A 24,475-nucleotide genomic window follows, 5' to 3' on the forward strand; every position below is an offset into this window, starting at 1 on the left:
AGATGCAGCACTGCCGAAGGCGCGGGCCCTACGGCTCGACCACGACCTCCTGCGCCGCCGCGGTCGTGTCCGCCATCAGCCGTGCGTCCAGCGGAATGTTGCGCTTGACCAGGGCCAACGCCACCGGACCCAGCTCGTGGTGGCGTACGGACGTGGTGATGAACCCGAGCTTGCGCCCCTCGGGCCCGTCCTCCGCGAGACGGATCTCCGCACCGCGCGGCGGAAGGTGCACCTCACTGCCGTCGAGGTGCAGGAAGACCAGACGGCGCGGGGGCTTGCCGAGGTTCTGCACCCGGGCGACGGTCTCCTGCCCCCGGTAGCAGCCCTTCTGCAGATGCACGGCCGTACCGATCCAGCCCAGCTCGTGCGGAATGGTGCGGTGGTCGGTCTCGAAGCCGAGCCGGGGCCGGTGCTGCTCGACCCGCAGCGCCTCGTACGCGAGCAGACCAGCGGCGGGCCCCGCCTTCTCCGCGTACGTCTCCAACTCCGCACGCGGCAGGAACAGATCACGGCCGTACGGCGTCTCGCGGACGACGACGCCCTCCGGGACCTCGGCGATCGAACCGGCGGGCAGATGCACGACCCCGAACTCGGCCGTCCGGTCGGCCGCCTCGACCCGGTAGAAGAACTTCATCGACTCCAGGTAGGCGAGCAGCGCCTCCTGGGTGTCGGGCTCGACATGGGCCCAGACGGTGGTGCCGTCGTCGACCAGGTACAGCGCGTGTTCGATGTGGCCGTTGGCGGAGAGGATCAGCGCCTCGGTGGCCTCGCCGGTGGGGAGTTCGCTGACGTGCTGGGTGAGCAGCAGATGCAGCCAGCTGAGCCGGTCCGCGCCGGAGACCGCGATGACGCCCCGGTGGGAGAGGTCGACGAACCCTCTGCCGTCGGCGAGGGCACGCTGTTCACGGAACAGGTCGCCGTAGTGCGCGGCGACACCTTCGTCCACACCCTCGGCGGGGACGGCTCCGGGCAGGGACAGCAGAGGGCTCTTCATACGCTAAGCCTACGACTCGGTAGTTGAACTCTTGGAGACCTTGCGGGAGCAGTCCTCGCAGCGGCCGAAGATCGCGAAGTGCTTCATGTCCGTGTCGAAGCCGAAGGTCTCGCGCAGCTTGGCCGTGAAGTCCGCCGCCACCGACACATCCGCCTCGATCACGTTCGTACAGTCCCGGCAGACGAGGTGGATGTGATGGTGCCGGTCGGCCAGGTGGTACGTCGGCGCCCCGTGCCCGAGGTGCGCGTGGCTGACCAGCCCCAGCTCCTCCAGCAGCTCCAGGGTCCGGTAGACCGTCGAGATATTGATCCCCGACGCCGTCTTCCGCACTTCCCCGAGGATGTCGTCGGGGGTCGCGTGTTCCAGGGTGTCCACGGCTTCGAGCACGAGCTGCCGCTGCGGCGTCAGCCGGTAGCCGCGCTGCCTGAGGTCACTCTTCCAGTCGGTGCTCACCACGCCTTGAGTCTAGAACTACGTCAGCCACCCAGGGAGCCGTCCCGGGTTTGCGCTCGGGTCATCGATGGCTTCGATGAGGCCCGGCCGCGTCCAGCCCTCACGCGACGAGCGTGAGGGCAGGGGCCACTGACCTGGCCCCGCAGACCCGAACGCCTGCTTGACGCCTACTTGAAGAACGCGATGCCGTCGTCCGGCATGTCGTCCGGGAGGGCCTTGGCCCAGCGTTCGACGTCCTCGGGGGTGACGACCTTCTTGAGGTGCGCGGACATGTAGGGGCGCAGCTCGACGTCGGGGGTCGACTTCTCGCCGACCCACATCAGGTCGCTGTGAACATAGCCGTAGAGGCGCTTGCCGCCGCTGTAGGGGCCCGAGGCCGCCGTGCGGGCGACCGCGTCCGTGACCAGGTCGATCTGCGGCTTCTGCTTGGCCAGCTCGCCGTACCAGATCTCGACGACGCCGTCGTCCCTGGTCATCACGATCTCGACCTTGCGGTCGGCGTCGATCCGCCAGAACCCCGACTCGGTCTCCAGCGGGCGGACCTTGTTGCCGTCGTTGTCCAGCACCCACGTGTGGGAGTGGTACTCCAGGAAGTCCCGGCCGTCGTGGGTGAAGGTGACCTCCTGGCCGAAGTTGCACTTCTCGGAGCCGGGGAAGTCATGGACGCCCGCGCCGGCCCAGTCGCCCAGCAGAAAGGCGAGGGGGACGAGGTCCTTGTGCAGGTCGGACGGGATCTCGATCATGAGTGGGGCTTCCTGGACTGGATACGGTTCAGCGCTGGCCCTGGTACAGCTTCTTCACGGTCAGCCCGGCGAAGGCGAGCACGCCGACGGCGACCAGGACCAGCAGGGTCTCGAAGAAGATGATCACGGAGTGCTCCTCGGATGAGCGGGACGCGGGGCCGACCCCAGCTTACGCGGCCGGGGCCGAGCCCTTTCAGCAAGGTCCGCGCTTGACTCCGTCCAGGAACAGGGCCCAGGCCCCGGCGTCGAAGAGCAGGGCTCCTCGGGCCGGGTCCTTGCTGTCGCGGACGGGGACGAGAGGGGTGCGGGGGGTGAGCTTGGAGGCGACTTCGACGCAGTTGCCGCCGTCCGAGTTGCTGTAGCTGCTCTTGCGCCAGGTGGCGGCGGCGAGGAGATCGTCGGAGACTTCGACGCAGTTGCCGCCGTCGGGATTGCTGTAGCTGCTCTTGCGCCACGACACTGTGCTCAGGTCGATGTCTCGCACGGCGCTTCCTCCAACATCCTGCCGATGAACTGCCGTGATTCATCCGGGGATAGGGACAAATCGCGTACTCCATCGTATCGGAGCTGGAGCTGTTCAACGCCCTTGTTTTCCTGCACCAGCTCTCCCGAGTAGGCGGTCTCCACCCAGGCCACCGTCTGACCGTCCGATCCCCGCAGGAACATGGTGTCGGTGTTGGGCAGCCCGTGCAGGCCAGCCGACAGGGGCAGCACCTGGACGGCGATGTTGAACCGGCTCCCCATGTCGACCAGGTACTCCAGCTGCGCCCGCCACTCCTCCCCCGACGCGAGCGGCGTACGCAGTACCGCCTCCGAGACGATCGCCCTGAAGTGCGGGGCCTCCTCCGCCAGCAACGCCTCGCGACGCCCCATGCGCGCGTCGATCTGCGTCTCCAGCTCCACGCCCTTGAGCCCGCCTGCCTGGAGCAACTCGCGTGCGTACTCCGGGGTTTGCAGCAGACCCGGCACGATGCTCGGTGAGTACTGCCACATACTCACCGCCTCCGACTCCAGCACCATGTACCGCCGATACCGCTCCCTGAACTGCCTCGGGTCGGCCACAGCCAGCTCCCACATCGCCAGCAGCAACCCCGGCGTCCCGTAGTACTGATCCAGCGCCTGCACCAACTCCGGGCTGCCCAGCGTCCCCCCGCTCTCCATCTTCCCGAACTGCGACCAGTCCCAGCCCACCACCTCGCCCAGCTGCCGCAGGCTCACCCCTTTCTCCTGTCGCAGTAACCGAAGCTCCTCCGCGAACCTCTGCCTCGGCTCCTGACTCCGGCCCGTGACCACCCGCCTCGGCGGCATCGCGCCCTCCCTCTCCTCCACCCCGCGCTGTGGAATTTGTGGAACTAACGCCGCCCGCCGACGAAGAACCCCTCGTCACCGGCGTACCAGCCCCGCTCATGGGCCATGCTCGCAGCAACCACAATCACTCAGAGTAGTCCAAGTAACGCATTTCGTATAGAAGTTGGGTGAAGAGGGAGAAAAGCCATGGAATCCGGATCGCTCTTCTACGACCCCGCCGCCGACAGAGTCGGCGAGTACCGCGACCGCGCGGGGCCGTACGCGATGCTGCGGCCGGTCGGCGGTGGCAGGGAGTGGCAGGCCGACCCCTCCGCACTGCGCCCGGCCACGGAACGCGAACGGCTGAGCGCACGCGTGCGCGCCGCGAACGAACGGACCCGGGGCGGCCGGCGACGGCGACGTACGGGGTCGGCGGCGTCGACATGCACTTCGACCGCCCGCCGCAGCCCGCCCCCGGCTGCGCCGACTGCGCGGAACTGGACCGGCTGCGCCGGAACGCGCGGGACGTGTACGACCACAGCGCGGTGACCGACGCGAACGTGCTGCTGCGCCAGCACCAGCGGGCGGAACACCGGCGCCCGGAGCCCGCGCCGCAGGCCCTGTCGGCGCCGGAGCCGCCGCCCCGGCGGAAGCGACGCCACCCGTGACCCGCCGGGTGTTCCGCTACGTGCCGTACGTGATCGCGCAGGACCCGACCGCCGCCCCCGAGTACACGTCACGCTGTGTGTCGGGGGACGAGACCGACTGCGGCGCCGAGTCGGGGGCCCGGTCCGATCCGGCGGACGTGGAGGAGTGGCAGCGGCGGCACACCCAGGACACCCGGCACACGCGCTACCGGCGGACCTTCGCGGACTACGCGGTCCTGAACCCGGTGGAGGAGAGGTAGTCGCCGCCCGACAGGGCACTACGCTGCGGCCATGGCGAAGAAGCTCGTGATCAAGGTGACGGCGGGGGCGGATGCTCCCGAGCGGTGCTCGCAGGCGTTCACGGTGGCGGCGGTGGCGGTGGCCAGCGGTGTCGAGGTGTCGCTGTGGCTGACCGGTGAGTCCGCGTGGTTCGCGCTGCCGGGGCGGGCCGCCGAGTTCGAACTGCCGCACGCCGCCCCGCTCCCCGACCTGATCGACTCGGTCCTCGCGGGCGGCCGGCTCACCCTGTGCACCCAGTGCGCGGCCCGCCGGGACATCACGGAGAAGGACGTCATCGAGGGCGTACGGATCGCGGGGGCACAGGTGTTCGTCCAGGAGGCCATGGCGGACGACGCCCAGGCGCTCGTCTACTGAGCCGGGTCACTTCTCGCCCCCGTCCCGCAGGAGCACTCGGGCACATGGGGTTCGTTGGCGAGTGCGGGTTGGGTGTGGTTGCTCGCGCAGTTCCCCGCGCCCCCCCTGAAAAGTCCGGGCTGCGCCCTGGTCTTCTCAGGCCGGCAGGGCCTGTGTTCTTGGGGGCGCGGGGAACTGCGCGACCAGCCCTCACCGGCCCGCAGGCAAACAACCCGCCCAGGGGTCCAGGGGCGCAGCCCCCAGTTTGTGCAGGGGTCAGGTGGGGACGGGGCGAAAAGCACAGGCCCACCCCACCCCCTACCTCGGCGGGCGTCGCTTCCCGTCCAGTTCGTCCCACCACTCGTCGGACTTCGGGTCGCCGGAGGGGTCGTCCCACCAGCGGTCGTCGGGGCCTCGGCGGTTGGCGACGATGGCGGCCAGCGGGGGGATCAGCATGGCGACCACGCACATGCCGACGGCGACGGGGACCGACCAGAGGCGTACGACGCCCCAGGCCAGGACGAAGAGGGCGAGGCAGGTGCCCATCATGGCGAAGTAGGTGTGGCGCCGGCGGGCGTACATATGTCCAGGGTAGGTCCGCGCACGGCTGAGGGCCGCCCTCCCGGTGGGGAGTGCGGCCCTCAGTGCTCGACAAGGCTGCCTCAGACGGCGATCGCGACCTCCGCCAGACCGCCCTGCTGGGCGACGACGGTGCGGTCGGCGGTGCCGCCGGGGACGAGCGCGCGGACGGTCCAGGTGCCCTCGGCCGCGTAGAAGCGGAACTGGCCCGTCGCGGAGGTCGGGACCTCCGCCGTGAACTCGCCGGTCGAGTCCAGCAGACGGACGTAGCCCGTCACCGGCTCGCCGTCGCGGGTCACCTGACCTTGGATCGTGGTCTCACCGGGCTTGATCGTCGAGGCGTCCGGGCCGCCGGCCTTCGCTCCACACATGTCTTTCTCCAGATACAGATAGGGGTCTGACCGGAGGGAAGGCCGGTCGGGGATACGGGTGCTCGCTTGCCGCGGGGGGCTTACTTGTTGGCGCCCAGCTCGATCGGGACGCCGACGAGGCTGCCGTACTCGGTCCAGGAGCCGTCGTAGTTCTTGACGTTCTCCACACCGAGCAGCTCGTGCAGGACGAACCAGGTCAGCGCGGAGCGCTCACCGATGCGGCAGTAGGCGATGGTGTCCTTCGCCAGGTCCACCTGCTCCTCGGCGTACAGCTCCTTCAGCTCGTCGTCCGACTTGAAGGTGCCGTCGTCGTTGGCGTTCTTCGACCACGGGATGTTGCGCGCGGACGGGACGTGGCCCGGACGCTGCGACTGCTCCTGCGGCAGGTGGGCCGGGGCGAGCAGCTTGCCGGAGAACTCGTCGGGCGACCGGACATCGACCAGGTTCTGCGAGCCGATGGCCGCCACGACGTCGTCGCGGAAGGCACGGATCGCGGTGTTCTGCGGCTTGGCCTGGTACTCGGTCGCGGGGCGCGCCGGCACCTCGTCGACCAGCTCGCGGGCGTCCAGCTCCCACTTCTTGCGGCCACCGTCGAGCAGCTTGACGTTCTCGTGGCCGTACAGCTTGAAGTACCAGTAGGCGTAGGACGCGAACCAGTTGTTGTTGCCGCCGTAGAGGATCACGAGGGTGTCGTTGCCGATGCCCTTGGCCGACAGGAGCTTCTCGAAGCCCTCCTGGTCGACGAAGTCACGGCGTACCGGGTCCTGGAGGTCCTTCGTCCAGTCGATCCGGATGGCGTTCCTGATGTGGTTCTTCTCGTACGCGGTCGTGTCCTCGTCGACCTCGACGATGGCGATGTTCGAGTCGTCGAGGTTGGCCTCGACCCAGTCGGCGTCGACCAGGACGTCGCTGCGGCTCATGCTCTTTCTCCTCCGGGGCAGTTACGGCGGTGTGCGGGTGCCTCCGGCGGTTCGGCCGGGGCGCGCGGGGATGGGCCCTGGCTCGAACAGGGCAGGCGTCGGGGGGCGCGGCGGCAGGACATGCTCCGCCGTTCGCTCAGAAAGTGCGACAGAGCATGGCGGCGACGCGGCACAGGTCTACTGCCCGCCGCTTCGTGAGATCCGCCTGTCGCTTCATAGGGATCGATCGTAGGGACGCACAGGCAGGTGTGTCACCGGCATGTCGTATTCTGAGACGCGATCGTCCGGAATGTGGGATGGAGTGACCATCGAGGCTGCACCGATGGGGCCCCGGGGCCTGCGTCGCTGTCATCAGGCCTACGGTACGGACGACGGCGTCTCACCTTACGGACGCGCGCCGGGACGCCGCCCGTCGTCCTACCCCGCCAGCCTGACGTTCGAACCCTTGACCGTGATCTCCACGCCGTCCGGTGCGGCCTCGACCTTGTCGAGCTTGATGCCGCCGGGGAGGTCGTCGATGGCCTGCTGGAAGTCGGTGATCGAACGGGCCGCGTCCTCGGCGAGGTCGAGACCGCCCACGGAGGGCAGGGAGTCGGCGTGCACCTCGACCGTGTCGCCCTTCACGCTGACGGTGCTTAGGACGGAGACGGTCTGCGGGTCGAGGGCCGGCGGGTCGATCTCGACGTTGACCTTGATCTTGCCCTTGCCGCCGTCGGAGAGGCCGACCACGCGGGCGGTGAAGCCGAGGCCGATGTCCGCGGGCTCGGACTTGGCGGCCTTGAGGAGTTCGTCGTACGAGATGGTCGCGGAGCCGGTGGCGCTGGTGGCCGTGGCGGAGCTGTAGTCGCTGGAGAAGGCGACGCCGCGCATGTTCGCCTTCAGGTCGGCGATGCGGATGCTCTCGTCGGCCTTGCCGGTGCTCGCCTCGTAGTTCGCGATGCCGACCTCGACGTCGTCGAGTTCGCCGCTCGCGACCTGGGTGAGGAACGGGAAGCCCTTGATGGAGACGTCGGGGGTGGTGGTGAGGCCCTCGCTGGTCTTCAGTTGCTGCGCGGCCTCGTCCTCGGCGAAGCCGACGGCCACGCGGTCCGCGATCACGAAGAGGCCGCCCAGGATCACGGCGACGATGACAAGTATTCGCAGTGCGCGCATGGTTCGGGGTTCCCCACGTAGTCCTGAGTGACCGGTCGGCGGTGTCTACGCGAGGGTAATCGGGTGGGGGTGGGGGCGGGGTGGGTTGGGGCGGCTTGTCGATCATCTGTGACAGGGGGTGCGTTGTCGGGTGCGGGTCCGGTGGGGGCTGGTCGCGCAGTTCCCCGCGCCCCTGAAAAAGCAGGGGCCGCGCCCCGTGCTTTTTCAACGGCCCGCAGGGGCCGTTGCTCTTAGGGGCCCGGGGAACTGCGCGAGAAGCCCCCACCGGACCCGCGCCCGACAACGCACCCCTGTCAGACCAGCGCGCGGCCCAGCAGATACACCGCCGGCGCCGCGGCCGTCAGCGGCAGGGCCACACCCGCGGTGAAGTGGACGAAACGGGAGGGGTAGTCGTAACTGGCGACCCGGTGGCCGACGAGGGCACAGAGCGCCGCGCCCGCGCCGAGGAGCGCCCCCGAGGTCCCGAGGTCGGTCGCGCCGCCCACGGCGATACCCGCACCGGCCGCCGCCAGCAGCGACACGATCACCGACGCCGGCGTGGGCAACGGCAGCGCACGGGCCAGCACGGCCACCGCGACCGCGACCCCACCGACCGTCACCGCGTCGGCCACGGCCGCCAGATATCCCGTCGCGATGATGGCCAGCGCCGACGAGGCCACCGTCGCCATCAGCCCGTACATCCGCTCGTCCGGATCCGCGTGGCTGCGCAGCCCGAGGACGATGCCGAGCAGCACCCACACACCGAGCGTGCCGAGGATCGCGGCGGGCGCGTGCTCCCGGCCTGCCGTGAAGAGGGCCGCGTCCGCCGCGAGCGCGCCCGCGAAGGCCAGCACGATGCCCTGCCGGGCCGGCCACATGCCGTTCAGCCGGAACCAGCCCGCCGCCGTCACCGCCTGGAGCACCACCAGGGGTACGGCGAGCGCGTACTCGCCGATCGCCGCGGCACCGGCCAGCAGCAGACCCAGTACGGCGGTGATCAGCGCGGGCCGCATCCCGGGCTCGATGATCGGCGACCGCCCCTCGGCCCGCGCCCGCTGGGCGTCGGTGACCCGGGTGTTGCCGGTGACGGTGGCGGGACCGTAACCGGGACCGGCCGCCGGGGCGGGTTCCGGCGGCTGGGCCTGCGCGGGCGCCTGAGGCTGCGGCTGCCCCTGGGGGGCGTACTGACCGTACTGACCGTACTGGCCGTGCTCGCCGTACTGGCCGTGCTCGCCGTACTGGCCGTGCTCGCCGTACGGCTGCGCGGTCGGGCCGTCCGCCGACTGCGGGGGCAGGTACGCCGTCTCCGTCAGGTGGGCGGCGGGTGCGGTGCGGGGCTGGACCTGGGTCTCCCAGGTCTGGCCCTCCCACTGCTGGGTGTACTGCTGGGCCTGGGCGGCCTGGCTCTCGTCGTACCCCTGCCACTGGGGCTGCTGATACGGGTCGTGGCCCGGGTGGCCCTCGTACCCGTACGGCGGCTGGTTGCTCATGATGTGGGGGTCACCCTCCTGCGAACGGCGGGAGCACCTCGACCGTGCCGCCCTCGGCCAGACGTACCGTCTCATGCGCGCGGGTACCCACGGGGTTCCCGTCGACGAGGAACGAGCATCGCCGCAGTACGCGGACGAGTTCGCCGGGGTGTCGGTCGCGGGCGGCGGTCAGGGCGTCCGCGAGGGTGGCCGCGTCGTAGGGCTCCTCGGCGACGCCGGCCGCGGCCTTCGCCGCGGCCCAGTAGCGGACGGTGCCCTTTGGCATCTGCGTTCCTCTGGTATCGGTCGTGACGGGCTCAGGCTACGGGGCGGCCGGGGTGGTGGGGAAACCGTGCCCGTACCGGGGCACTCGCTTCTCCACCCACTCCCCGATCCGCTCCAGCAATTCCCCGCTCGCCGCGTTCTCCGCGTGCCCCATCCCGCGTTCCAGCCAGAGTTCCCCGTGGTCGCCCGCCGCCGCGGCCAGCGTCTCCGGGTGGTCGACCGGGAAATAGCCGTCCTGATCGCCGTGGACCATCAGCAGCGGGGTCGGGGCGATGAGGGGGACGGATTCCACCGGGGAGAGGGGGACGGGGTCCCAGTCGCGGTGGTGGATACGGGTGCGGAAGCCGTAGCGGCCGACGAGGCGGCCCTCGGGGCGGGTGATGAGCCAGTGGACGCGGCGCATGGGGGCCGTGCCCCGGTAGTACCAGCGGGCGGGCGCGCTGACGGAGACCACGGCGTCCGTGCCCGCGTCCGGCCGGGCCGCGTGCCGCAGGACGACCGAGCCGCCCATGGAGAAGCCGACCGTGGCGATGTGCTCATGGCCGAGTTCGCGGGCCCAGCGGACCGCCACCGCGAGATCGAGCACCTCGCGGTCGCCGACCGTGGAGTGGCCGCCGGATCTTCCGTGGCCGCGGAAGGAGAAGGTGACGACGGACCCGTACCGGGCGAGCGCCCCGGCCACCCTTCGAACATGCGGACGGTCGGCGTGACCCGTGAAGCCGTGTGCGACAACCACCGCGAGACGGGCGGGCGAACGGTCGGCGGGGCGGCCGACGGGGCGGTCGGGGAGATGGCCGGAGGGTGGCGTTCCGGTGTCGTCGGACGCGTTGTATACAACGGCTTTCGGATCGTATACGGTCTCGATATTCACCCCGTCGTCAGTGCGCAGAAACCTGCGCAAAGGGGTTGCGGGCGGCGCCGAAAGGGCTCCGAGGGCCGTCTCAGAGTTCGGAATGTCGAAAGATCGCATCACATGACCTGCCGGACCAGCACTCATGTGGGCTATTCTGCTGGACAGAGGACTCGGGCAAGGTCGCCCCCGGGTCCTTTTGTGCTTTCGGCAAGTGTTGTATACGAGCGGGAAACTCCAGGTGACCGCGGATATACGGCCCTCGCCACCCACGTCCTCGCAGGGACCGAGGAGGAACCAGACGTATGAGTTCTCTGCTGCTCCTGACCAACGCCCTCCAGCCTTCCACGGAGGTGCTTCCCGCCCTCGGGCTGCTGCTGCACAACGTGCGCGTGGCACCGGCGGAAGGCCCCGCCCTCGTCGACACCCCCGGCGCGGACGTCATCCTGATCGACGGACGCCGTGACCTCCCGCAGGTCCGCAGCCTGTGTCAGCTGCTCCGCTCCACCGGCCCCGGCTGCCCCCTCATCCTCGTCGTCACCGAGGGCGGTCTCGCCGCCGTCACCGCCGACTGGGGCATCGACGACGTCCTGCTCGACACGGCGGGCCCCGCCGAGGTCGAGGCCCGGCTGCGGCTGGCCATGGGCAGGCAGCAGATCGTCAACGACGACTCCCCCATGGAGATCCGCAACGGCGATCTCTCGGTGGACGAGGCGACCTACAGCGCCAAGCTCAAGGGCCGCGTCCTCGACCTCACGTTCAAGGAGTTCGAGCTCCTCAAATACCTCGCCCAGCACCCGGGCCGCGTCTTCACCCGCGCCCAGCTGCTGCAGGAGGTCTGGGGCTACGACTACTTCGGCGGCACGCGCACGGTCGACGTCCACGTACGGCGGCTGCGCGCCAAGCTCGGCCCCGAGCACGAGTCGCTGATCGGGACCGTCCGGAACGTCGGTTATCGATTCGTTACGCCCGAGAAGGCGGAGCGCGCCGGTGACGACGCGAAGGGCAAGTCCGTCCCCTCGACCGCCCCCTCAAAGGCGGCGGATGCGGACGAGACGGCGTCTCTTGAGCCTGTCGAGATCGCGGCCGAGGCGTAGTGACCGACCTCACCGGGTCCCTGTGGGGCGACCACGGCGCAACCGCCGCACAGGGAGGCTCCCGTACGCCCTGCCCAGGGGCGTTTTATCCGCGTAGACTCCGCGCGTGGCCAAGGTGACTCGGGATGACGTGGCAAGACTGGCGGGTACGTCGACCGCCGTCGTCAGCTACGTCATCAACAACGGACCCCGGCCGGTCGCCCCGGCCACGCGCGAGCGTGTCCTCGCCGCCATCAAGGAACTGGCGTACCGGCCCGACCGCGTCGCCCAGGCGATGGCGTCGCGGCGCACCGAGCTGATAGGCCTGATCGTCCCGGACGCGCGCCAGCCGTTCTTCGGCGAGATGGCGCACGCGGTCGAACAGGCAGCCGCCGAGCGCGGCAAGATGGTCCTCGTCGGGAACTCCGACTACATCGCCGAGCGCGAGGTCCACTATCTGCGGGCGTTCCTCGGGATGCGCGTCTCCGGACTGATCCTCGTCAGCCACGCGCTCAGCGACAACGCCGCCGCCGAGATAGAGGCGTGGGACGCGCGGGTCGTGCTGCTGCACGAGCGGCCCGAGGCGATCGACGACGTGGCCGTGGTGACGGACGACCTCGGCGGCGCGAAGTCCGCCGTGGAGCACCTCCTCTCGCACGGCTACGAGTACGTCGCCTGTCTGGGCGGTATCGCCGAGACCCCGCTCGTCGGCGACCCCGTCTCCGACCATGTCGAGGGCTGGCGGCGCGCGATGGACGAGGCCGGGATCCCGACCGAGGGGCGGCTCTTCGAGGCGCCGTACAACCGGTACGACGCGTACCAGGTGGCGCTGAAGCTGCTGGCCGGGCCGGAACGGCCGCCGGCGATCTTCTGTTCCACGGACGACCAGGCCATCGGGGTGCTGCGGGCCGCGCGCGAGCTGCGGATCGAGGTGCCGAGCGAGTTGGCTGTCGCCGGGTTCGACGACGTCAAGGAGGCGGCGCTGACGGATCCGCCGCTGACGACGATCGCGACGGACCGTACGGGGATGGCTCGGGCCGCGGTGGATCTTGTGCTGGACGACGGGATTCGGGTGGCCGGGTCTCGGGGGGATCGGGTGAAGTTGTTCCCGTCCACGTTGGTGGCTCGGCGGTCTTGCGGTTGCGAGTAGCGCGGTCGCGGAGGGCGCCGTAGGGGTTGCCCGCCCGCCGTTGCCGACCGCGGGTTCGTCGTGGCTGATCGCGCCCACGCGGCGGAGCCGCATATCGACACAGCCCCGCGCCCCTCAAAAGCACAGACGGGCGCGGGGCTCTGCTGTTGGGTGGGCCTAGAACAGCGCGTTGTACTGGTTGTAGCCCGTGCCGAGTTTGATGCGGCTGGCGAACAGTGACGATGACGCCTTGTTCGTGCCCGGGTAGAGCCAGAGCGTGCCGCCGGAGTCGCGGGCGATCACGTCGGCGATGGCGTCGCCGGTGACGTCGCCGTTGGTGACGTAGGCCGTGAACTTCCAGCCGGTGCGGGCCTTGATCCGGGGGGACCAGGGGGTCGCGGACTTGCCGGTGCCCTTGTCGTCGGACGCGGCCAGCCGCAGCGTCTTCTGCTCCAGCGGGCGGTCCAGGGTGAGGACGGCGACATCGTTCTTGATGAGGTCCCCGTCGTACTTCGGGTGCTGCCACTGGCGGTGGACGCCCGCGACCGTGCCGGTCGTGTCGTCGTACAGGTCGGTCGTGCCGGCCAGGACCGCGCCGTTCGCCGTCCAGTCGAGGCCGTCGAGGCAGTGGGCGGCGGTGAGGACCTTGTTCGGGGCGACCAGGGTGCCGCCGCAGAAGAAGCCCTCGTCGGTCGTCGCGTCGTAGTACGCGAGCTGGACCATCCACGGCGCGGCGGAGATGGTCGTCTCACTGCCGCCGATGATGAACGGCGACTGGGAGGAAGGGGAAGCGGGCGAGGCAGGCGACGAGGGCGAGGAGGTGTCGTCGGAGGCCTCGGAGGCGTCCGGTGCCGGGGCCGCCTGGTCCTCCGCCGCCTTGATCACGCGTTGGCGGAGTTCCTTGGCGGGGGTCTTGGGGGCGGCCGGGTGGTCGAGGGTGACCGTGGGCCGGGACGAGGCGTCGGCCGCCGTCGCGGGCTGCGCCACGAGGACGCCGGCACCGCGAGCGCGAGCGCGAGGGCGGCGGCGGGCAGTGCCTTGAAGGCACGTATCACTCAGGGCTCCTGGGATGCGTGGGTGTCGTGGGAAGCCCGAGCAGGGCGTACGACGCCGACCGCCCCGTAACCGGTCGTCCCGGCCTCGGTTCGTATCGCGGAGCCCCCCTCCGGCTGGGTGATCGTAGGCACCACGCATCCCGCCGGACACGGAATTCACAGCAATCGGACAAGTATTCGGATGCCGCGTTCCGTCGCATCACCGCACGGCAACCCTTTGTTTCCCATGCCTGCGGGGCCCAGCGCCTTCGTAGCCGCCTTTATATGGGGTGAACGAGGTTCTGGTGGGGTTCTCAGGGAGCACTCAGGAACGTCTCATGGTCGGGCGGCAGGCTCTGAGTCATGACCGAGAGCTTCCGCCGCAGCGGCGAGTACGAGAACCCCTACCAGGGTCAGCAGCAGCACTCCGGGTCCGCCGAGGGCGAGACCCAGCAGCAGCCCGCGTACCTCCAGCAGCAGGCCTCCGCCCCGGTGAACCCGGGCGCCCCGGTGAACCCGGAGTGGCCGCCCCCGCCGGCGTACGACCCCTCGGCGGGTCAGCCGGGTCAGGCCGGTCAGTCGGGCTATGCGGGTCAGTCGGGCTATGCGGCCCCGGCGGGTTCGGCGGCCCCGGCGGGCTATGCGGGTTCGGCGGGTTCGGCGGGTTCGGCGGCCCCGGCGGGTTCGGCTCACGCCGCTCCGACCGCGCTTCTCACCGAGCCGGTGTCCTCCGCCGGTGAGCCCGGGGCGGGTGCGGCGCCCGTGTCGAGAAGGCGGGCCCGGGGTCCGATCGCGCTGCTGGCGGCCGTGGCGTTCGTCGCGGCGGCGATCGGCGGCGGTACGGCGTACGGCATCCAGGAGCTGACCGGCACGGACACCGTGGCCTCCAGCTCCACCAGCACCAGCACCAGCGTGGTGCCGACCAGTGAGAAGGGCACGGTCTCCGGCGTCGCCACGGCGGTCAGCCCGAGCATCGTGGAGATCAGCGCCACCTCGAACGCGGGTGAGTCCACCGGTTCCGGTGTGATCATCACCAGCGGCGGCGAGATCATCACCAACAACCATGTGATCTCGGGCGCCTCCCAGATCAAGGTGACGACGAGCGACGGCAAGTCCTACACGGCCGAGGTGGTCGGCACGGACAGCAAGAAGGACCTCGCCCTCATCAAGCTGCAGAACGCCTCCGGGCTGAAGGCCGCCACCCTCGGCGACTCCGCCGGTGTCAAGGTCGGCGACGAGGTCGTGGCGATCGGCTCCCCCGAGGGCCTGACCGGCACGGTGACCAGCGGAATCGTCTCCGCGCTCGACCGTGATGTGACGGTCTCGACGGACGAGAGCCAGGGTCAGCAGCAGCAACAGCAGGGCGGTGGCAGCGGGCAGTGGCCGTTCGAGTTCGGCGGCCAGGAGTTCAACGGCGACACGGGGTCGTCGACGACGACGTACAAGGCGCTCCAGACGGACGCCTCCCTCAACCCGGGCAACTCCGGCGGCGCCCTCATCGACATGAACGGCAACATCATCGGCATCAACTCCGCGATGTACTCGGCCGCGGACGCCACCTCCTCCAGCGCCGGCAGCGTCGGCCTCGGCTTCGCCATCCCGATCAACACGGTCAAGGCCGACCTCAGCACGCTGCGGGCGGGCGGCTCGGACTGAGGCCCGGCCCACCGATCACGACCAGGCAGTTCCCCACCCAGGCAGTTCCCGTCCCAGGCAGTTCCTCCGTCCCGTCCCGCTGAGTCCGAGGAGTTCGACATGAACAGGCAGATCGCGCAGATTTCGCACACCGTCGCAACGGCCGGCGACCCGGCCGGACTGGGCCTCGCCCTCGCGGTGGCGGCCGAACTGCACCCGGCGGTGACGAGGGCGCCCGAGGTGGCGGCCACGGGTGCCACGATCCGCCGCGCCACCGCGGCGCGCCCACGTCGGCGTACGGTTCGCGGCTGATCGTCACGGGCTACTGCGCGGCCGGGCGACGTGCGAGGCTAGGGCGGAACCGCGCACGCCCCTCAGGGGCGCGGGGAACTGCGCGGGAAGCCCCACCGGACCCGCACCAGGCAACGCACGAGAACCCCCACGGCGCCCCGGCCACAGTCATCCACCGCTTCCGAGGGACGAAGACCACATGAGCTCCGCCGAAGGCGCCCGCGCCCCCGAACCCCAGCGCATCCTCATCGTCGACGACGAGCCGGCCGTGCGCGACGCCCTCAAGCGCAGCCTCGCCTTCGAGGGGTACGGCACCGAGGTCGCCGTCGACGGCGCGGACGCGCTGGAGAAGGCGACCGCGTACCGGCCGGACCTGGTGATCCTCGACGTCCAGATGCCGCGGATGGACGGGCTGACGGCCGCCCGGCGGATCCGTGGCGCGGGCGACACGACCCCGATCCTGATGCTCACGGCCCGCGACACGGTCGGCGACCGTGTCACCGGCCTCGACGCGGGCGCCGACGACTACCTGGTCAAGCCCTTCGAGCTGGACGAACTCTTCGCCCGGGTCCGCGCGTTGCTGCGCCGCAGCACGTACGCGGCGGCGGCGACGGACACCGCCGAGGTGGACGAGGCGCTCACCTTCGCGGATCTGCGGATGGATCTGGCGACGCGGGAGGTCACCCGGGGCGGGCGGCCGGTGGAGCTGACCCGGACGGAGTTCACGCTCCTGGAGATGTTCATGGCGCACCCGCGCCAGGTCCTCACGCGGGAGCAGATCCTGAAGGCGGTCTGGGGCTTCGACTTCGAGCCGTCCTCCAACTCCCTGGACGTCTACGTCATGTATCTGCGCCGCAAGACCGAGGCGGGCGGCGAACCCCGGCTCGTGCACACCGTGCGGGGTGTCGGGTACGTCCTGCGGCAGGGCGGCGCGGAGTGAGGAAGCTCCTGAGCCGGTACCGCTCCCTGCCGATCCGGGCCCGGCTGTCGATGCTGGTCGCGGCGGCGGTGGCGTTCGCGGTGGCGGCGGTGTCGGTGACGTGCTGGTTCATCGTGCAGGGGAAGCTGTACGAGGAGGTCAAGACCGACCTGGAGTCCATGGTCAGCCGTGCGCTGCCCAAGCAGATGGTCGAGGAGAGCGTCCTCAACGCCTGCCCCGAGGCGCCGTCGCAGACCTTCTTCGGGCCGCGGAACAAGGGCTACTCCCAGGTGGTCAGGACGGACGGCACCAAGTGTGTCTTCCCCAACTCCACGGGTGTGGTGAACGTCGCCGGAAGCGACAAGGACGTGGCCGCGAATCCCAAGATCAAATCTGGGACGATCCGCAACGGCACCGACAGCAATGGCAACTCGGTGCGCGTTCTGGCCACGGCACTCGTCGTCGAGGACGGCGGCGGCCAGTACGTGGTGCAGGACGCCGCCTATGTCGTGGCCGTCCCCCTCAAGGGCACCGAGTCCACGCTCAACGAGCTGGCGCTGCTGCTTCTCCTCGTCTCAGGCATCGGAGTAGTCGGCGCCGGCGCGGCCGGGCTGGCCGTGGCGCGGGCGGGGCTGCGTCCCGTCGACAAGCTGACCGAGGCCGTCGAGCACGTGGCACGCACGGAGGATCTGAGCATCCGTATCCCCGTGGAGGAGGAGAGCGACGACGAGATCGCCCGGCTGTCCCGTTCCTTCAACTCGATGACGGGCGCGCTCGCGAACTCCCGCGAGCTGCAACAGCAGTTGATCGCGGACGCGGGCCACGAACTCCGTACGCCCCTCACCTCCCTCCGCACGAACATCGAACTCCTCACCCGCAGCGAGGAGACGGGCCGCCCGATCCCGGCGGAGGACCGCAAGGCCCTGCTCGCCTCGGTGAAGGCCCAGATGACCGAACTGGCCTCGCTGATCGGTGACTTGCAGGAGCTGTCACGCTCGGAAGCGGGTCAGCAGGGAGGTCCCCACCTCCAGGTGGTCGACTTCCAGGAGACCGTGGAGGCGGCCCTGCGCCGGGCCCGGCTGCGCGGCCCCGAGCTGACGATCACGGCGGACCTGGGGCCCTGGTACGTACGCTCCGAGCCCTCGGCCCTGGAGCGGGCGATCGTCAACATCCTCGACAACGCGGTGAAGTTCAGCCCCGAGGGCGGCACGATCGAGGTCTCCCTGTCCGAGGGCGCCCTCACGGTCCGCGACCACGGCCCCGGCATCCCCGCCGACGAACTCCCCCACGTCTTCGACCGCTTCTGGCGCTCCCCCAGCGCGAGGGCCCTGCCGGGCTCGGGCCTGGGCCTCTCCATCGTGGCCCGCACGGTCGAACAGGCGGGCGGCGAGGTGTCGTTGTCCCGCGCGGACGGCGGCGGCACGCTGGCGACGGTACGGCTGCCGGGGGCGCCCACGCCTCCGCCGGAGGCGGCGTAGCCGGGCCGCCTCCGCCCGGCGGGCGTCAGTGGAAGCCGAGCATTCCGGGGGAGTCGATGTCGATGGCGAGTACGCCCGGCGGATAGTCGTCCTTACGTCCGGTGAGGATGATGGACATGCCGCCCGTCTCCAGATGCGGCGTGGCGACGTAGAGAGCGTGGCAGGTGTCGGCTCCGCCCCACCCGTCACGCACCATCCCGCCCACTGTCACAGCCGCTGTCTGCCCGAGTGGGTCCACTTGGATGCCCGGCAGCGAGAGCAGTGCCCGCCCGATGCCCTCGTCCTTCTCCTCTGCCCGCATGAGGCAGAGAGCGGGGATGTGCAGCCAGTCACCGGGGGTATGGGCGACGTTGTCCGCGAGGCGGTGCAGGGCCTCGTGGCCACGGGCGAGCGCGAGAGCCGCGTCGGTGTCGAGGACGATCACGCGGCGTGCCCCTGTCCGGATCGCGTCGCCTCACGGCCGGAGTGCATCTTCTCCGCGGCCATCGCGTAGATGTTGGCCAGGACGTCCGGGCCGTTGTCGAACTCCTCGTCCGTGAGCGTGCACCCCATGCGCTCACGCAACACCTTGCGGGTCGCCGCGACCCGCTCCGCGATCTGCTCCGCCGTCGGCTGCTCGGCGGCCAGTTGCTCGATGAGCTGCCCCAGGTTCATGCCGCGCTCCTTGGCGACCTGGGCGAGGTGATCGCGGGCCTGCTTGGACACCTGGATGGTGGTGGTTTCTGCCATGGGTTCACCATAGCCACACCACGGCGGCAGAGTGCCAGGTCTTCGGCCCCTTTCACCCGAAGGTGCTCAGCCGACCACGACGACCTTGACGAACACGGTCCAGGCCCCGGCGGAGAACAGCAGCGGGCGGCCGTCCGGGACCTTGCTGTCCCGGACGGGGACTATGCCGGGGACTTCGTCGGTGACTTCGAGGCAGTTCGTTCCGCCCCCGTCGCTGTACGACGACTTGCGCCACACAGCGGTGCTGAGGTCGAGGGTCCGGTTCATGATCTGCACTCCTCCAACAGGCGCTTGATGAACGCGGTCGACTCCGCTGGGGTCAGCGCTGCGTCCCTGACGAGATCGTAGGACAGCCGGAGAGCCATCACTTTGTCCGGATCCTCGATCAACTCGCCGATGTTGGTGCCCTCCGCGTAGGCGACGGGATCACCGGTTCGCTGCCAGAACAGCCAGAGGTGGCCGTCCATGAGGTCGTGCACACCGGCCGACCATGGCATCACCTGAAGTACGACGGACGGCAGCTTCGCCGCCTCGACCAGGCGGGAGAGCTGGTCCGCCCACACCTTGGCGTTGGGCACCGCTCGGCGCACGGCTCCTTCATCGAGGATCACGCGGATGCTGGGTGCCGGCCGACGGTACAACAACTCCTGCCGTCCCATTCGTGCTGCCACCTGCTCCTCGATCTCCTCGCTGTTGTCTGCCGTTGTCTGGGCGCCAGACAACCCTGACAACACCGTGCGGGCGTAGTCCTCGGTCTGCAAGATGCCCGGCACCCGCAGCTGGAACATCCACATGACCCGAGCCGTCGCCTCCCACTCCATGAACGCCTTGTACTTGTCCTTGATGACCTCCTTGCGCGCGTCCCGCCACAGGCGAACCAGCAGGTCACCGGAGCCGTAATAGGTGTCCAGGTCCTCCATGACCGCCCGCTTGGAGAGCCGCTCCCCCTTCTCCAGGCGATAGAGATAGCTCTTGTCGTACGACGTCTCCGCCGCCAGCTGGGTCAGCGTCTTGCCCGCCTTCTCCCGCAGGAACTGCAGGGTCCGCCCCAGCGCGACGCGTCCCGATTCCCGTGCCCCGTCAACGACTTCGCCCATGTCACCCCTCGCCGTTGTCTGGCGCTCCAGGCAACGCCAGGCCTCTTCCCCAACGTACGGCCTACCCGTGACGATCTGAACACGAACGGTGATACCCGCTCGTCAGGCCGACCCCGAAATAACCCTGAGACGAAAGCTGAGGCATCGGCATGCGCACACTCGTCGTACGGCTCTGCGAGGCATTGCTCCGCTGGACCGTGCCCGATCCGCCGTCGGCGGGGGCGGCGGAGCCGCTGGAGCCCGCCCCGCCCCCGCCGCCTCGGCGGCCCGACGACATCTGGCCCTTCGAGCCCTACGCCACCTTCGTACGGCCGTACGTGCTCAGCCCGGAGGAGCTGTACGTCCACCACGTCCACGGCGTCCACACCGGCCATGACCTGGAGGTCCCCGCATGATGGACGGTCTGCGCCTGCTGCCGTGGACGAACCTCGACGGCAAGCCCTGCTACCTCGACCCGGACACCGCGCACCCCGGGGCCCTCTCCCTCCTCGCCGACAGCGTGGAGGTGTCCCAACTCGGCTCTGCGGAGGAGGTGTTGGCCGGAAGCAGAGCCGTACTCGGCGACCCGGCGGCCGGCGAGCGGGCCGTACGGTTCGCGCTGACGCGGGCGGTGGAGTCGCTGGAGGATGTCGTACGGATCGCGGTCAGCAGGGGCGGGCGGATCCGCGGTGCCCAAGTCCGGGACGGCTGACCTCAGTCGCCCGCGTTCACGTGCAGCACCCCGGCGGCCCCCGTCAGCGTCGACTCGTCCAGCGGGAAGTACCGCAGGTCATCGCCGGAGGGGTGGGTGCGGGCGCGGGCGGAGGACGGGTCGGGGGCCGGGGTCAGGGTCCAGGTGGTCCCGCGCGGCGCGATGGCCTCGTACGTGTCCGGGGCGGGGTCCGGGAGGCCCAGTGCCTCGCTGCGGCCCAGGCTGCCCGCGACGAAGACGTAGCGCTCGCCCACCAGCGGCCCCAGGACGGCACCGGCGCCGTACCAGCGGAGGTCCAGGCCGCGCATGCGCATATGGCTGGGGCCGCGCTGGAGGTGGACGTTGTGGCCGACGACCAGAGTGGGGCCGCGGCCGGCCTCGACCGCGCACACCATCCGGGGCCTGGGCTACGCGCTGCGCGGGGCGTGAAACAGAAATCACCCGCGCCCCGGGAGAAACGAAGGGGGCGCGGGTGACTCGGTGTTCGGAAGCCGCTAGCTGATGATCGCGATCCGGTTGGCCGCCGGGGGCGCGATCGGGGCCGTGGCCGAGGAGTTGGCCAGCAGGTACTGCTCAAGGGCCGCGAGGTCGTCCGCGCCGACCAGGTCGTTCGTGCCCTGGCCCAGCGTCGGGAAGCCGTCGCCGCCGCCCGCGAGGAAGCTGTTCGTCGCGACGCGGTACGTGGCGGCCGGGTCGATGGGCGCACCGTTGAGCCTGATGGTGTCCGTGACGACGCGGTCCGCGCCGCTCTTCGTCAGGTCGAGCGTGTACGTCAGACCGGACGACGGCAGCAGCACCTTCGGCGCGGCGGTGTTCGACCCGCTGACCTGCTCCTTGAGGACCGAGACGAGCTGCGCGCCGGTGAAGTCCTGGAGGTTGACCGTGTTGGAGAACGGCTGGACGGTGAAGCCCTCGGCGTAGGTCACCACGCCGTCGCCCTCGGTGCCCTTGGCCGCGTAGGTCAGCGGCGCGCGCACCCCGCCGGGGTTCATCAGCGCGAGGTCGACCTCGGGGTCGAGCGTCTTGCCGTACCAGTACTGCGCGTCGGCGATGAGGTCACCCATGGGCGACTCGGTGCCGGCGTTGGGCACGTCGGCCGATATGTAGCCGATGGCACGGTTGCCGATGGGCGCGGCGAGGGTGTTCCACTTGCTGATGAGGGCCGTCATGTCGGCGGCCTTCGCGACGTCACGGGTGACGACGTGGTTCGCGGACTTCACGGCCGTACGGGCGATGTCGCCGGTCTGGCGGTCGTACGTCAGCGTCGTGTCGGTGTAGAGGCGGCCGAAGGACGCGGCCGAGGTGACCATGCGCGGCTTGCCCGCCGGGTCGTTGATCGTGCAGGCGTACGCGGCGTGCGTGTGACCGGTGACGACGGCGTCGACCTTCGGCGTGATGTTCTTGGCGATGTCGACGATCGGACCGGAGATGCCGTCACCGGCGCCCGGCGAGTCGCAGTCGTAGTTGTACGACTGGGAGGCGGGGAGACCGCCCTCGTGGATCAGCGCGACGACCGACTTGACGCCCTGGCTCTCCAGCTCCTTGGCGTACTTGTTGATCGTCTCGACCTCGTCCTTGAACGTGAGGCCCTTCACGCCCTCGGCGGAGACGACGCCCGGGGTGTCCTCCAGCGTCACACCGATGAAGCCGACCTTGACGCCGTTCTTCTTCCACACCCAGTAGGGCTTCAGGAGCGGCTTCTTGGTCTTGTCCTCGATGACGTTCGCCGCGAGGTACGGGAAGTCGGCGCCCTTGAACTTCTTGCCCTCGACGTAGCAGCCGTCGACCTTGTGGCAGCCGCCCTTCTGCAGGCGGGCCAGCTCCTTGGCGCCCTCGTCGAACTCGTGGTTGCCGACGCTCGTGACGTCGAGTTCGAGACCGTTCAGCGCCTCGATGGTGGGCTCGTCGTGGAACAGGCCCGAGATCAGCGGGGAGGCACCGACCATGTCACCGGCGGCGGCGGTGATCGAGAACTTCGGGTTGACCTTGCGGGCCTCGCGCAGGTGCGTGGCCAGGTACTCGACACCACCGGCGTTGATCGTGGTGGTCGTACCGTCCTCGTGCAGCTCGGTCACCCGGCCCGAGGAACCGGCCGGCGGCTCCAGGTTGCCGTGCAGGTCGTTGAACGACAGCAGCTGCACGTCCTGGTAGCGCGGCTTGTTCTTGCCGGGCTTCTGCGACTGCGCCTCACCGGCACTCGCCGGGATCGCGGCGGCCAGCGCCCCGACGGTCGCCAGGCCGGCCGCGACGGCGAGGATCCGGTTACGACGACTTCTGCGCCGCCGCGCTTGGGGTGTGGCTGACATGTGCCCCCCTGGGCTCGTGAGGAGTAAGAGAACGAGAGAAACGTAAGAACAGGCCCCGTCGGCCCGAAGCGTAGGGTCAACGCGCGTAGCGCGACAGGGGGTTCCTGGTTACGACCTGGTTGCCATCAAGGAGGACTGGTGACGAAAGGGGGCGAACAGCGTGCCCCAAAGGGGCGCGGGGAACTGCGCGACCAGCCACATTCAGGCCGCACCCGCCAGACGCCAGAACCGCCCACCCCATAGGCGCCCCCCCGCGGAGCTAACCTCGTACCCATGACCAGCGACGACACGGCCCAGCCCAGCGGAGCGCGCCGCATCGAGACAAGCCTGGACCTCACCCCCGACCAAACGGCGGCCGTCCTCACCCTGCTGGCCGAAGCCGCGCAGGTCGACGGCCAGCAGGCGGTCTCCGAGCAGGGCCGCCTCCAGCTCCGCGGCGGCCCCCGGGAAGGCGTGGCCCATCTCCTCCTCACCGTCGGCGACACCCTCGTCGGCTACGCCCAGCTGGAGGACACCGACCCCATCGAGGCGCCCGCCGCCGAGCTGGTGGTGCACCCCTCCCACCGGGGCCACGGCCACGGCCGGGCGCTGGGCTCCGCGCTGCTCGCCGAGTCCGGCAAGCGGCTGCGCGTCTGGGCGCACGGCGGCCACTCCGCCGCCCGCCATCTCGCCCAGGTCCTCGGCCTCACCCTGTTCCGCGAACTCCGGCAGATGCGCCGCTCCCTGGCCGATTTCGACCCTCCCGAGCCGGTGCTCCCGGACGGTGTCACCGTGCGCGCCTTCCGCCCCGGCGAGGACGACACGGCCTGGCTCGCCGCGAACGCGGAGGCCTTCGCCCACCACCCCGAGCAGGGCTCCCTCGGCCAGCGCGACCTGGACGACCGCAAGGCCGAACCCTGGTTCGACCCGGCGGGCTTCTTCCTGGCCCACCGGGGCGGGGAACTGATCGGCTTCCACTGGACGAAGGCGCACGCCGCCGAGCAGCTCGGCGAGGTGTACGTCGTCGGCGTACGCCCCGGCGCCCAGGGCGGCGGCCTCGGCAAGGCCCTCACCACGATCGGCCTGCGCCACCTCGCCGCCCAGGGCCTGCCCACCGCGATGCTCTACGTCGACGCGGACAACAAGGCGGCGGTGACGGTGTACGAGCGCCTGGGCTTCGTGACGTACGAGACGGACCTGATGTACCGCTCGGAGACATAGCGCGCGACCAGAGCTTGTCCACAGGCAGGGGGCGGTGTTGTTGACACCGCCCCCTCTCTTGCACCACCCTTTCACTACTCAATTAGTGAAAGGGTGGTTGTCCGAGTGGTCGAGTACCGCATCGACCGGCGCAGCGGTGTCGCCACCTATGTGCAGATCGTCCAGCAGACCAAACAGGCCCTGCGACTGGGCCTGCTGGAGCCCGGCGACAAGCTCCCCACGGCCCGCGAGGTCGTGGAGGCCACCGCGATCAACCCGAACACGGTGCTGAAGGCCTATCGCGAGCTGGAGCGCGAGGGCCTGGTCGAGGCCCGCCGCGGCCTCGGCACGTTCGTACGGAAGTCACTGGGCGCCACGCCCGTCGACTCCCCGCTGCGGGCCGAGCTGGGCGCATGGGCCGTACGGGCCCGTGAGACCGGACTCGAACGGGACGACGTGGAGGCGCTCTTCGCCTCCGTCCTGGACGAACACTTCACGAAGGACCGGCAGTTCACGAACGACCGCCGGTTCACGAACGACCGCCGGTTC

31 protein-coding genes and 1 pseudogene are annotated in these 24,475 nt (G+C 70.1%); 13 read left to right on the plus strand and 19 right to left on the minus strand.

Annotated elements, in window-relative coordinates:
• Window positions 1-28: 28 nt before the first annotated feature.
• The 5 genes from ygfZ to F9278_RS21920 form a co-directional block, all read right to left on the minus strand.
• Entirely contained in the window at window positions 29-994 is a 966-nt protein-coding gene (ygfZ, locus tag F9278_RS21895; RefSeq protein WP_152169863.1) for a CAF17-like 4Fe-4S cluster assembly/insertion protein YgfZ, read from the minus strand.
• A 9-nt stretch (window positions 995-1,003) separates the two neighbouring features.
• Window positions 1,004-1,450: a Fur family transcriptional regulator gene (locus F9278_RS21900; protein ID WP_152169864.1), complete on the minus strand. Its 447-nt coding sequence runs from the start codon at window positions 1,448-1,450 to the stop codon at window positions 1,004-1,006.
• Window positions 1,451-1,614: 164 nt separating this feature from the next.
• On the minus strand, window positions 1,615-2,190 hold the full coding sequence (locus F9278_RS21905; RefSeq protein WP_152169865.1) for an FABP family protein: 576 nt from the start codon (window positions 2,188-2,190) through the stop codon (window positions 1,615-1,617).
• 193 nt (window positions 2,191-2,383) lie between these two features.
• Complete coding sequence (locus F9278_RS21915; protein WP_193241577.1) at window positions 2,384-2,674, minus strand: DUF397 domain-containing protein; 291 nt, start codon at window positions 2,672-2,674, stop codon at window positions 2,384-2,386.
• Window positions 2,656-3,498 (minus strand): helix-turn-helix domain-containing protein, encoded by an 843-nt coding sequence (locus F9278_RS21920; protein ID WP_152169866.1) that lies wholly within the window; start codon window positions 3,496-3,498, stop codon window positions 2,656-2,658. The genes F9278_RS21915 and F9278_RS21920 overlap by 19 nt, the downstream gene beginning before the upstream one ends.
• Before the next feature lie 422 nt (window positions 3,499-3,920).
• On the opposite strand from F9278_RS21920, the gene F9278_RS48505 reads away from it, so the two are divergent.
• The 3 genes from F9278_RS48505 to F9278_RS21935 are packed head-to-tail and all read left to right on the plus strand — an operon-like array spanning window position 3,921 to window position 4,778.
• Window positions 3,921-4,145: a hypothetical protein gene (locus F9278_RS48505; protein WP_319023113.1), complete on the plus strand. Its 225-nt coding sequence runs from the start codon at window positions 3,921-3,923 to the stop codon at window positions 4,143-4,145.
• Window positions 4,142-4,384: a DUF7848 domain-containing protein gene (locus F9278_RS21930; RefSeq protein WP_152169867.1), complete on the plus strand. Its 243-nt coding sequence runs from the start codon at window positions 4,142-4,144 to the stop codon at window positions 4,382-4,384. The genes F9278_RS48505 and F9278_RS21930 overlap by 4 nt, the downstream gene beginning before the upstream one ends.
• A gap of 31 nt (window positions 4,385-4,415) precedes the next feature.
• On the plus strand, window positions 4,416-4,778 hold the full coding sequence (locus tag F9278_RS21935) for a DsrE family protein (protein WP_152169868.1): 363 nt from the start codon (window positions 4,416-4,418) through the stop codon (window positions 4,776-4,778).
• Between the two features lie 297 nt (window positions 4,779-5,075).
• On the opposite strand, the gene F9278_RS21940 is transcribed toward F9278_RS21935, so the two are convergent.
• The 7 genes from F9278_RS21940 to F9278_RS21975 all read right to left on the minus strand — a co-directional run bounded on the left by F9278_RS21940 (window position 5,076) and on the right by F9278_RS21975 (window position 10,509).
• Window positions 5,076-5,339 carry a DUF3099 domain-containing protein gene (locus F9278_RS21940; RefSeq protein WP_152169869.1) on the minus strand — a complete coding sequence of 88 codons (264 nt, stop codon included), beginning with the start codon at window positions 5,337-5,339 and terminating at the stop codon, window positions 5,076-5,078.
• Between the two features lie 80 nt (window positions 5,340-5,419).
• On the minus strand, window positions 5,420-5,707 hold the full coding sequence (locus F9278_RS21945; protein ID WP_004986406.1) for a DUF1416 domain-containing protein: 288 nt from the start codon (window positions 5,705-5,707) through the stop codon (window positions 5,420-5,422).
• An 80-nt stretch (window positions 5,708-5,787) separates the two neighbouring features.
• Window positions 5,788-6,627 (minus strand): sulfurtransferase, encoded by an 840-nt coding sequence (locus tag F9278_RS21950; protein ID WP_152169870.1) that lies wholly within the window; start codon window positions 6,625-6,627, stop codon window positions 5,788-5,790.
• A 417-nt stretch (window positions 6,628-7,044) separates the two neighbouring features.
• A complete protein-coding gene (locus F9278_RS21960; protein ID WP_152169872.1) occupies window positions 7,045-7,779 on the minus strand; it encodes an LmeA family phospholipid-binding protein in 735 nt (244 codons plus the stop codon).
• Between the two features lie 293 nt (window positions 7,780-8,072).
• Complete coding sequence (locus tag F9278_RS21965) at window positions 8,073-9,248, minus strand: hypothetical protein (protein WP_152169873.1); 1,176 nt, start codon at window positions 9,246-9,248, stop codon at window positions 8,073-8,075.
• A gap of 10 nt (window positions 9,249-9,258) precedes the next feature.
• A complete protein-coding gene (locus tag F9278_RS21970; RefSeq protein ID WP_152169874.1) occupies window positions 9,259-9,513 on the minus strand; it encodes a MoaD/ThiS family protein in 255 nt (84 codons plus the stop codon).
• 36 nt (window positions 9,514-9,549) lie between these two features.
• Entirely contained in the window at window positions 9,550-10,509 is a 960-nt protein-coding gene (locus F9278_RS21975; protein WP_193241578.1) for an alpha/beta hydrolase, read from the minus strand.
• Window positions 10,510-10,667: 158 nt separating this feature from the next.
• Here F9278_RS21975 and F9278_RS21980 point away from each other — a divergent pair, with 158 nt between their 5' ends.
• Window positions 10,668-11,459 carry a response regulator transcription factor gene (locus F9278_RS21980; protein WP_152169876.1) on the plus strand — a complete coding sequence of 264 codons (792 nt, stop codon included), beginning with the start codon at window positions 10,668-10,670 and terminating at the stop codon, window positions 11,457-11,459.
• Window positions 11,460-11,565: 106 nt separating this feature from the next.
• Window positions 11,566-12,588, plus strand: a complete 1,023-nt coding sequence (locus F9278_RS21985; protein WP_152169877.1) for a LacI family DNA-binding transcriptional regulator — start codon at window positions 11,566-11,568, stop codon at window positions 12,586-12,588.
• Between the two features lie 156 nt (window positions 12,589-12,744).
• Here the strand turns inward: F9278_RS21985 and F9278_RS21990 are convergent, their stop codons facing one another.
• On the minus strand, window positions 12,745-13,554 hold the full coding sequence (locus F9278_RS21990) for a S1 family peptidase (RefSeq protein ID WP_226966855.1): 810 nt from the start codon (window positions 13,552-13,554) through the stop codon (window positions 12,745-12,747).
• 410 nt (window positions 13,555-13,964) lie between these two features.
• Here F9278_RS21990 and F9278_RS21995 point away from each other — a divergent pair, with 410 nt between their 5' ends.
• From F9278_RS21995 to F9278_RS22010, 4 genes are all read left to right on the plus strand, one after another.
• Window positions 13,965-15,257: a S1C family serine protease gene (locus F9278_RS21995; RefSeq protein WP_152169878.1), complete on the plus strand. Its 1,293-nt coding sequence runs from the start codon at window positions 13,965-13,967 to the stop codon at window positions 15,255-15,257.
• Between the two features lie 99 nt (window positions 15,258-15,356).
• Window positions 15,357-15,548: a hypothetical protein gene (locus F9278_RS22000; protein WP_152169879.1), complete on the plus strand. Its 192-nt coding sequence runs from the start codon at window positions 15,357-15,359 to the stop codon at window positions 15,546-15,548.
• 178 nt (window positions 15,549-15,726) lie between these two features.
• The gene (locus tag F9278_RS22005; RefSeq protein WP_152169880.1) at window positions 15,727-16,467 is read left to right on the plus strand and encodes a response regulator transcription factor; all 741 of its coding nucleotides are present in this window, start codon (window positions 15,727-15,729) and stop codon (window positions 16,465-16,467) included.
• Window positions 16,464-17,924, plus strand: coding sequence for a HAMP domain-containing sensor histidine kinase (locus F9278_RS22010; RefSeq protein ID WP_152169881.1), 1,461 nt, complete (start codon window positions 16,464-16,466; stop codon window positions 17,922-17,924). Before F9278_RS22005 ends, F9278_RS22010 begins: the two co-directional genes overlap by 4 nt.
• Window positions 17,925-17,949: 25 nt before the next feature.
• Here F9278_RS22010 and F9278_RS22015 read toward each other — a convergent pair whose 3' ends face one another.
• The 4 genes from F9278_RS22015 to F9278_RS22030 form a co-directional block, all read right to left on the minus strand.
• Complete coding sequence (locus tag F9278_RS22015) at window positions 17,950-18,348, minus strand: PIN domain-containing protein (RefSeq protein ID WP_152169882.1); 399 nt, start codon at window positions 18,346-18,348, stop codon at window positions 17,950-17,952.
• Window positions 18,345-18,653, minus strand: coding sequence for a hypothetical protein (locus F9278_RS22020; RefSeq protein WP_152169883.1), 309 nt, complete (start codon window positions 18,651-18,653; stop codon window positions 18,345-18,347). Before F9278_RS22020 ends, F9278_RS22015 begins: the two co-directional genes overlap by 4 nt.
• A gap of 66 nt (window positions 18,654-18,719) precedes the next feature.
• Window positions 18,720-18,920, minus strand: a complete 201-nt coding sequence (locus F9278_RS22025) for a DUF397 domain-containing protein (protein ID WP_152169884.1) — start codon at window positions 18,918-18,920, stop codon at window positions 18,720-18,722.
• The gene (locus tag F9278_RS22030; RefSeq protein ID WP_152169885.1) at window positions 18,917-19,750 is read right to left on the minus strand and encodes a helix-turn-helix domain-containing protein; all 834 of its coding nucleotides are present in this window, start codon (window positions 19,748-19,750) and stop codon (window positions 18,917-18,919) included. Before F9278_RS22030 ends, F9278_RS22025 begins: the two co-directional genes overlap by 4 nt.
• 149 nt (window positions 19,751-19,899) lie before the next feature.
• On the opposite strand from F9278_RS22030, the gene F9278_RS22035 reads away from it, so the two are divergent.
• Together F9278_RS22035 and F9278_RS22040 are read left to right on the plus strand one after the other, a co-directional pair.
• Complete coding sequence (locus F9278_RS22035; RefSeq protein ID WP_152169886.1) at window positions 19,900-20,145, plus strand: hypothetical protein; 246 nt, start codon at window positions 19,900-19,902, stop codon at window positions 20,143-20,145.
• On the plus strand, window positions 20,142-20,441 hold the full coding sequence (locus tag F9278_RS22040; RefSeq protein WP_152169887.1) for a hypothetical protein: 300 nt from the start codon (window positions 20,142-20,144) through the stop codon (window positions 20,439-20,441). The genes F9278_RS22035 and F9278_RS22040 overlap by 4 nt, the downstream gene beginning before the upstream one ends.
• 2 nt (window positions 20,442-20,443) lie before the next feature.
• Here the strand turns inward: F9278_RS22040 and F9278_RS22045 are convergent, their stop codons facing one another.
• Window positions 20,444-20,836, minus strand: a complete 393-nt coding sequence (locus F9278_RS22045) for an erythromycin esterase family protein (protein ID WP_152169888.1) — start codon at window positions 20,834-20,836, stop codon at window positions 20,444-20,446.
• Between the two features lie 99 nt (window positions 20,837-20,935).
• A complete protein-coding gene (locus F9278_RS22050) occupies window positions 20,936-22,747 on the minus strand; it encodes a bifunctional metallophosphatase/5'-nucleotidase (protein WP_152169889.1) in 1,812 nt (603 codons plus the stop codon).
• Window positions 22,748-23,020: 273 nt separating this feature from the next.
• Here F9278_RS22050 and mshD point away from each other — a divergent pair, with 273 nt between their 5' ends.
• Window positions 23,021-23,947, plus strand: a complete 927-nt coding sequence (gene mshD, locus F9278_RS22055; RefSeq protein ID WP_152169890.1) for a mycothiol synthase — start codon at window positions 23,021-23,023, stop codon at window positions 23,945-23,947.
• 105 nt (window positions 23,948-24,052) lie between these two features.
• Window positions 24,053-24,430 (plus strand): annotated as a pseudogene (locus tag F9278_RS22060) (GntR family transcriptional regulator); the annotation flags it as partial.
• Between the last annotated feature and the right edge of the window lie 45 nt (window positions 24,431-24,475).

This window comes from Streptomyces phaeolivaceus (assembly GCF_009184865.1).
Taxonomy (GTDB): Bacteria; Actinomycetota; Actinomycetes; order Streptomycetales; family Streptomycetaceae; genus Streptomyces; species Streptomyces phaeolivaceus.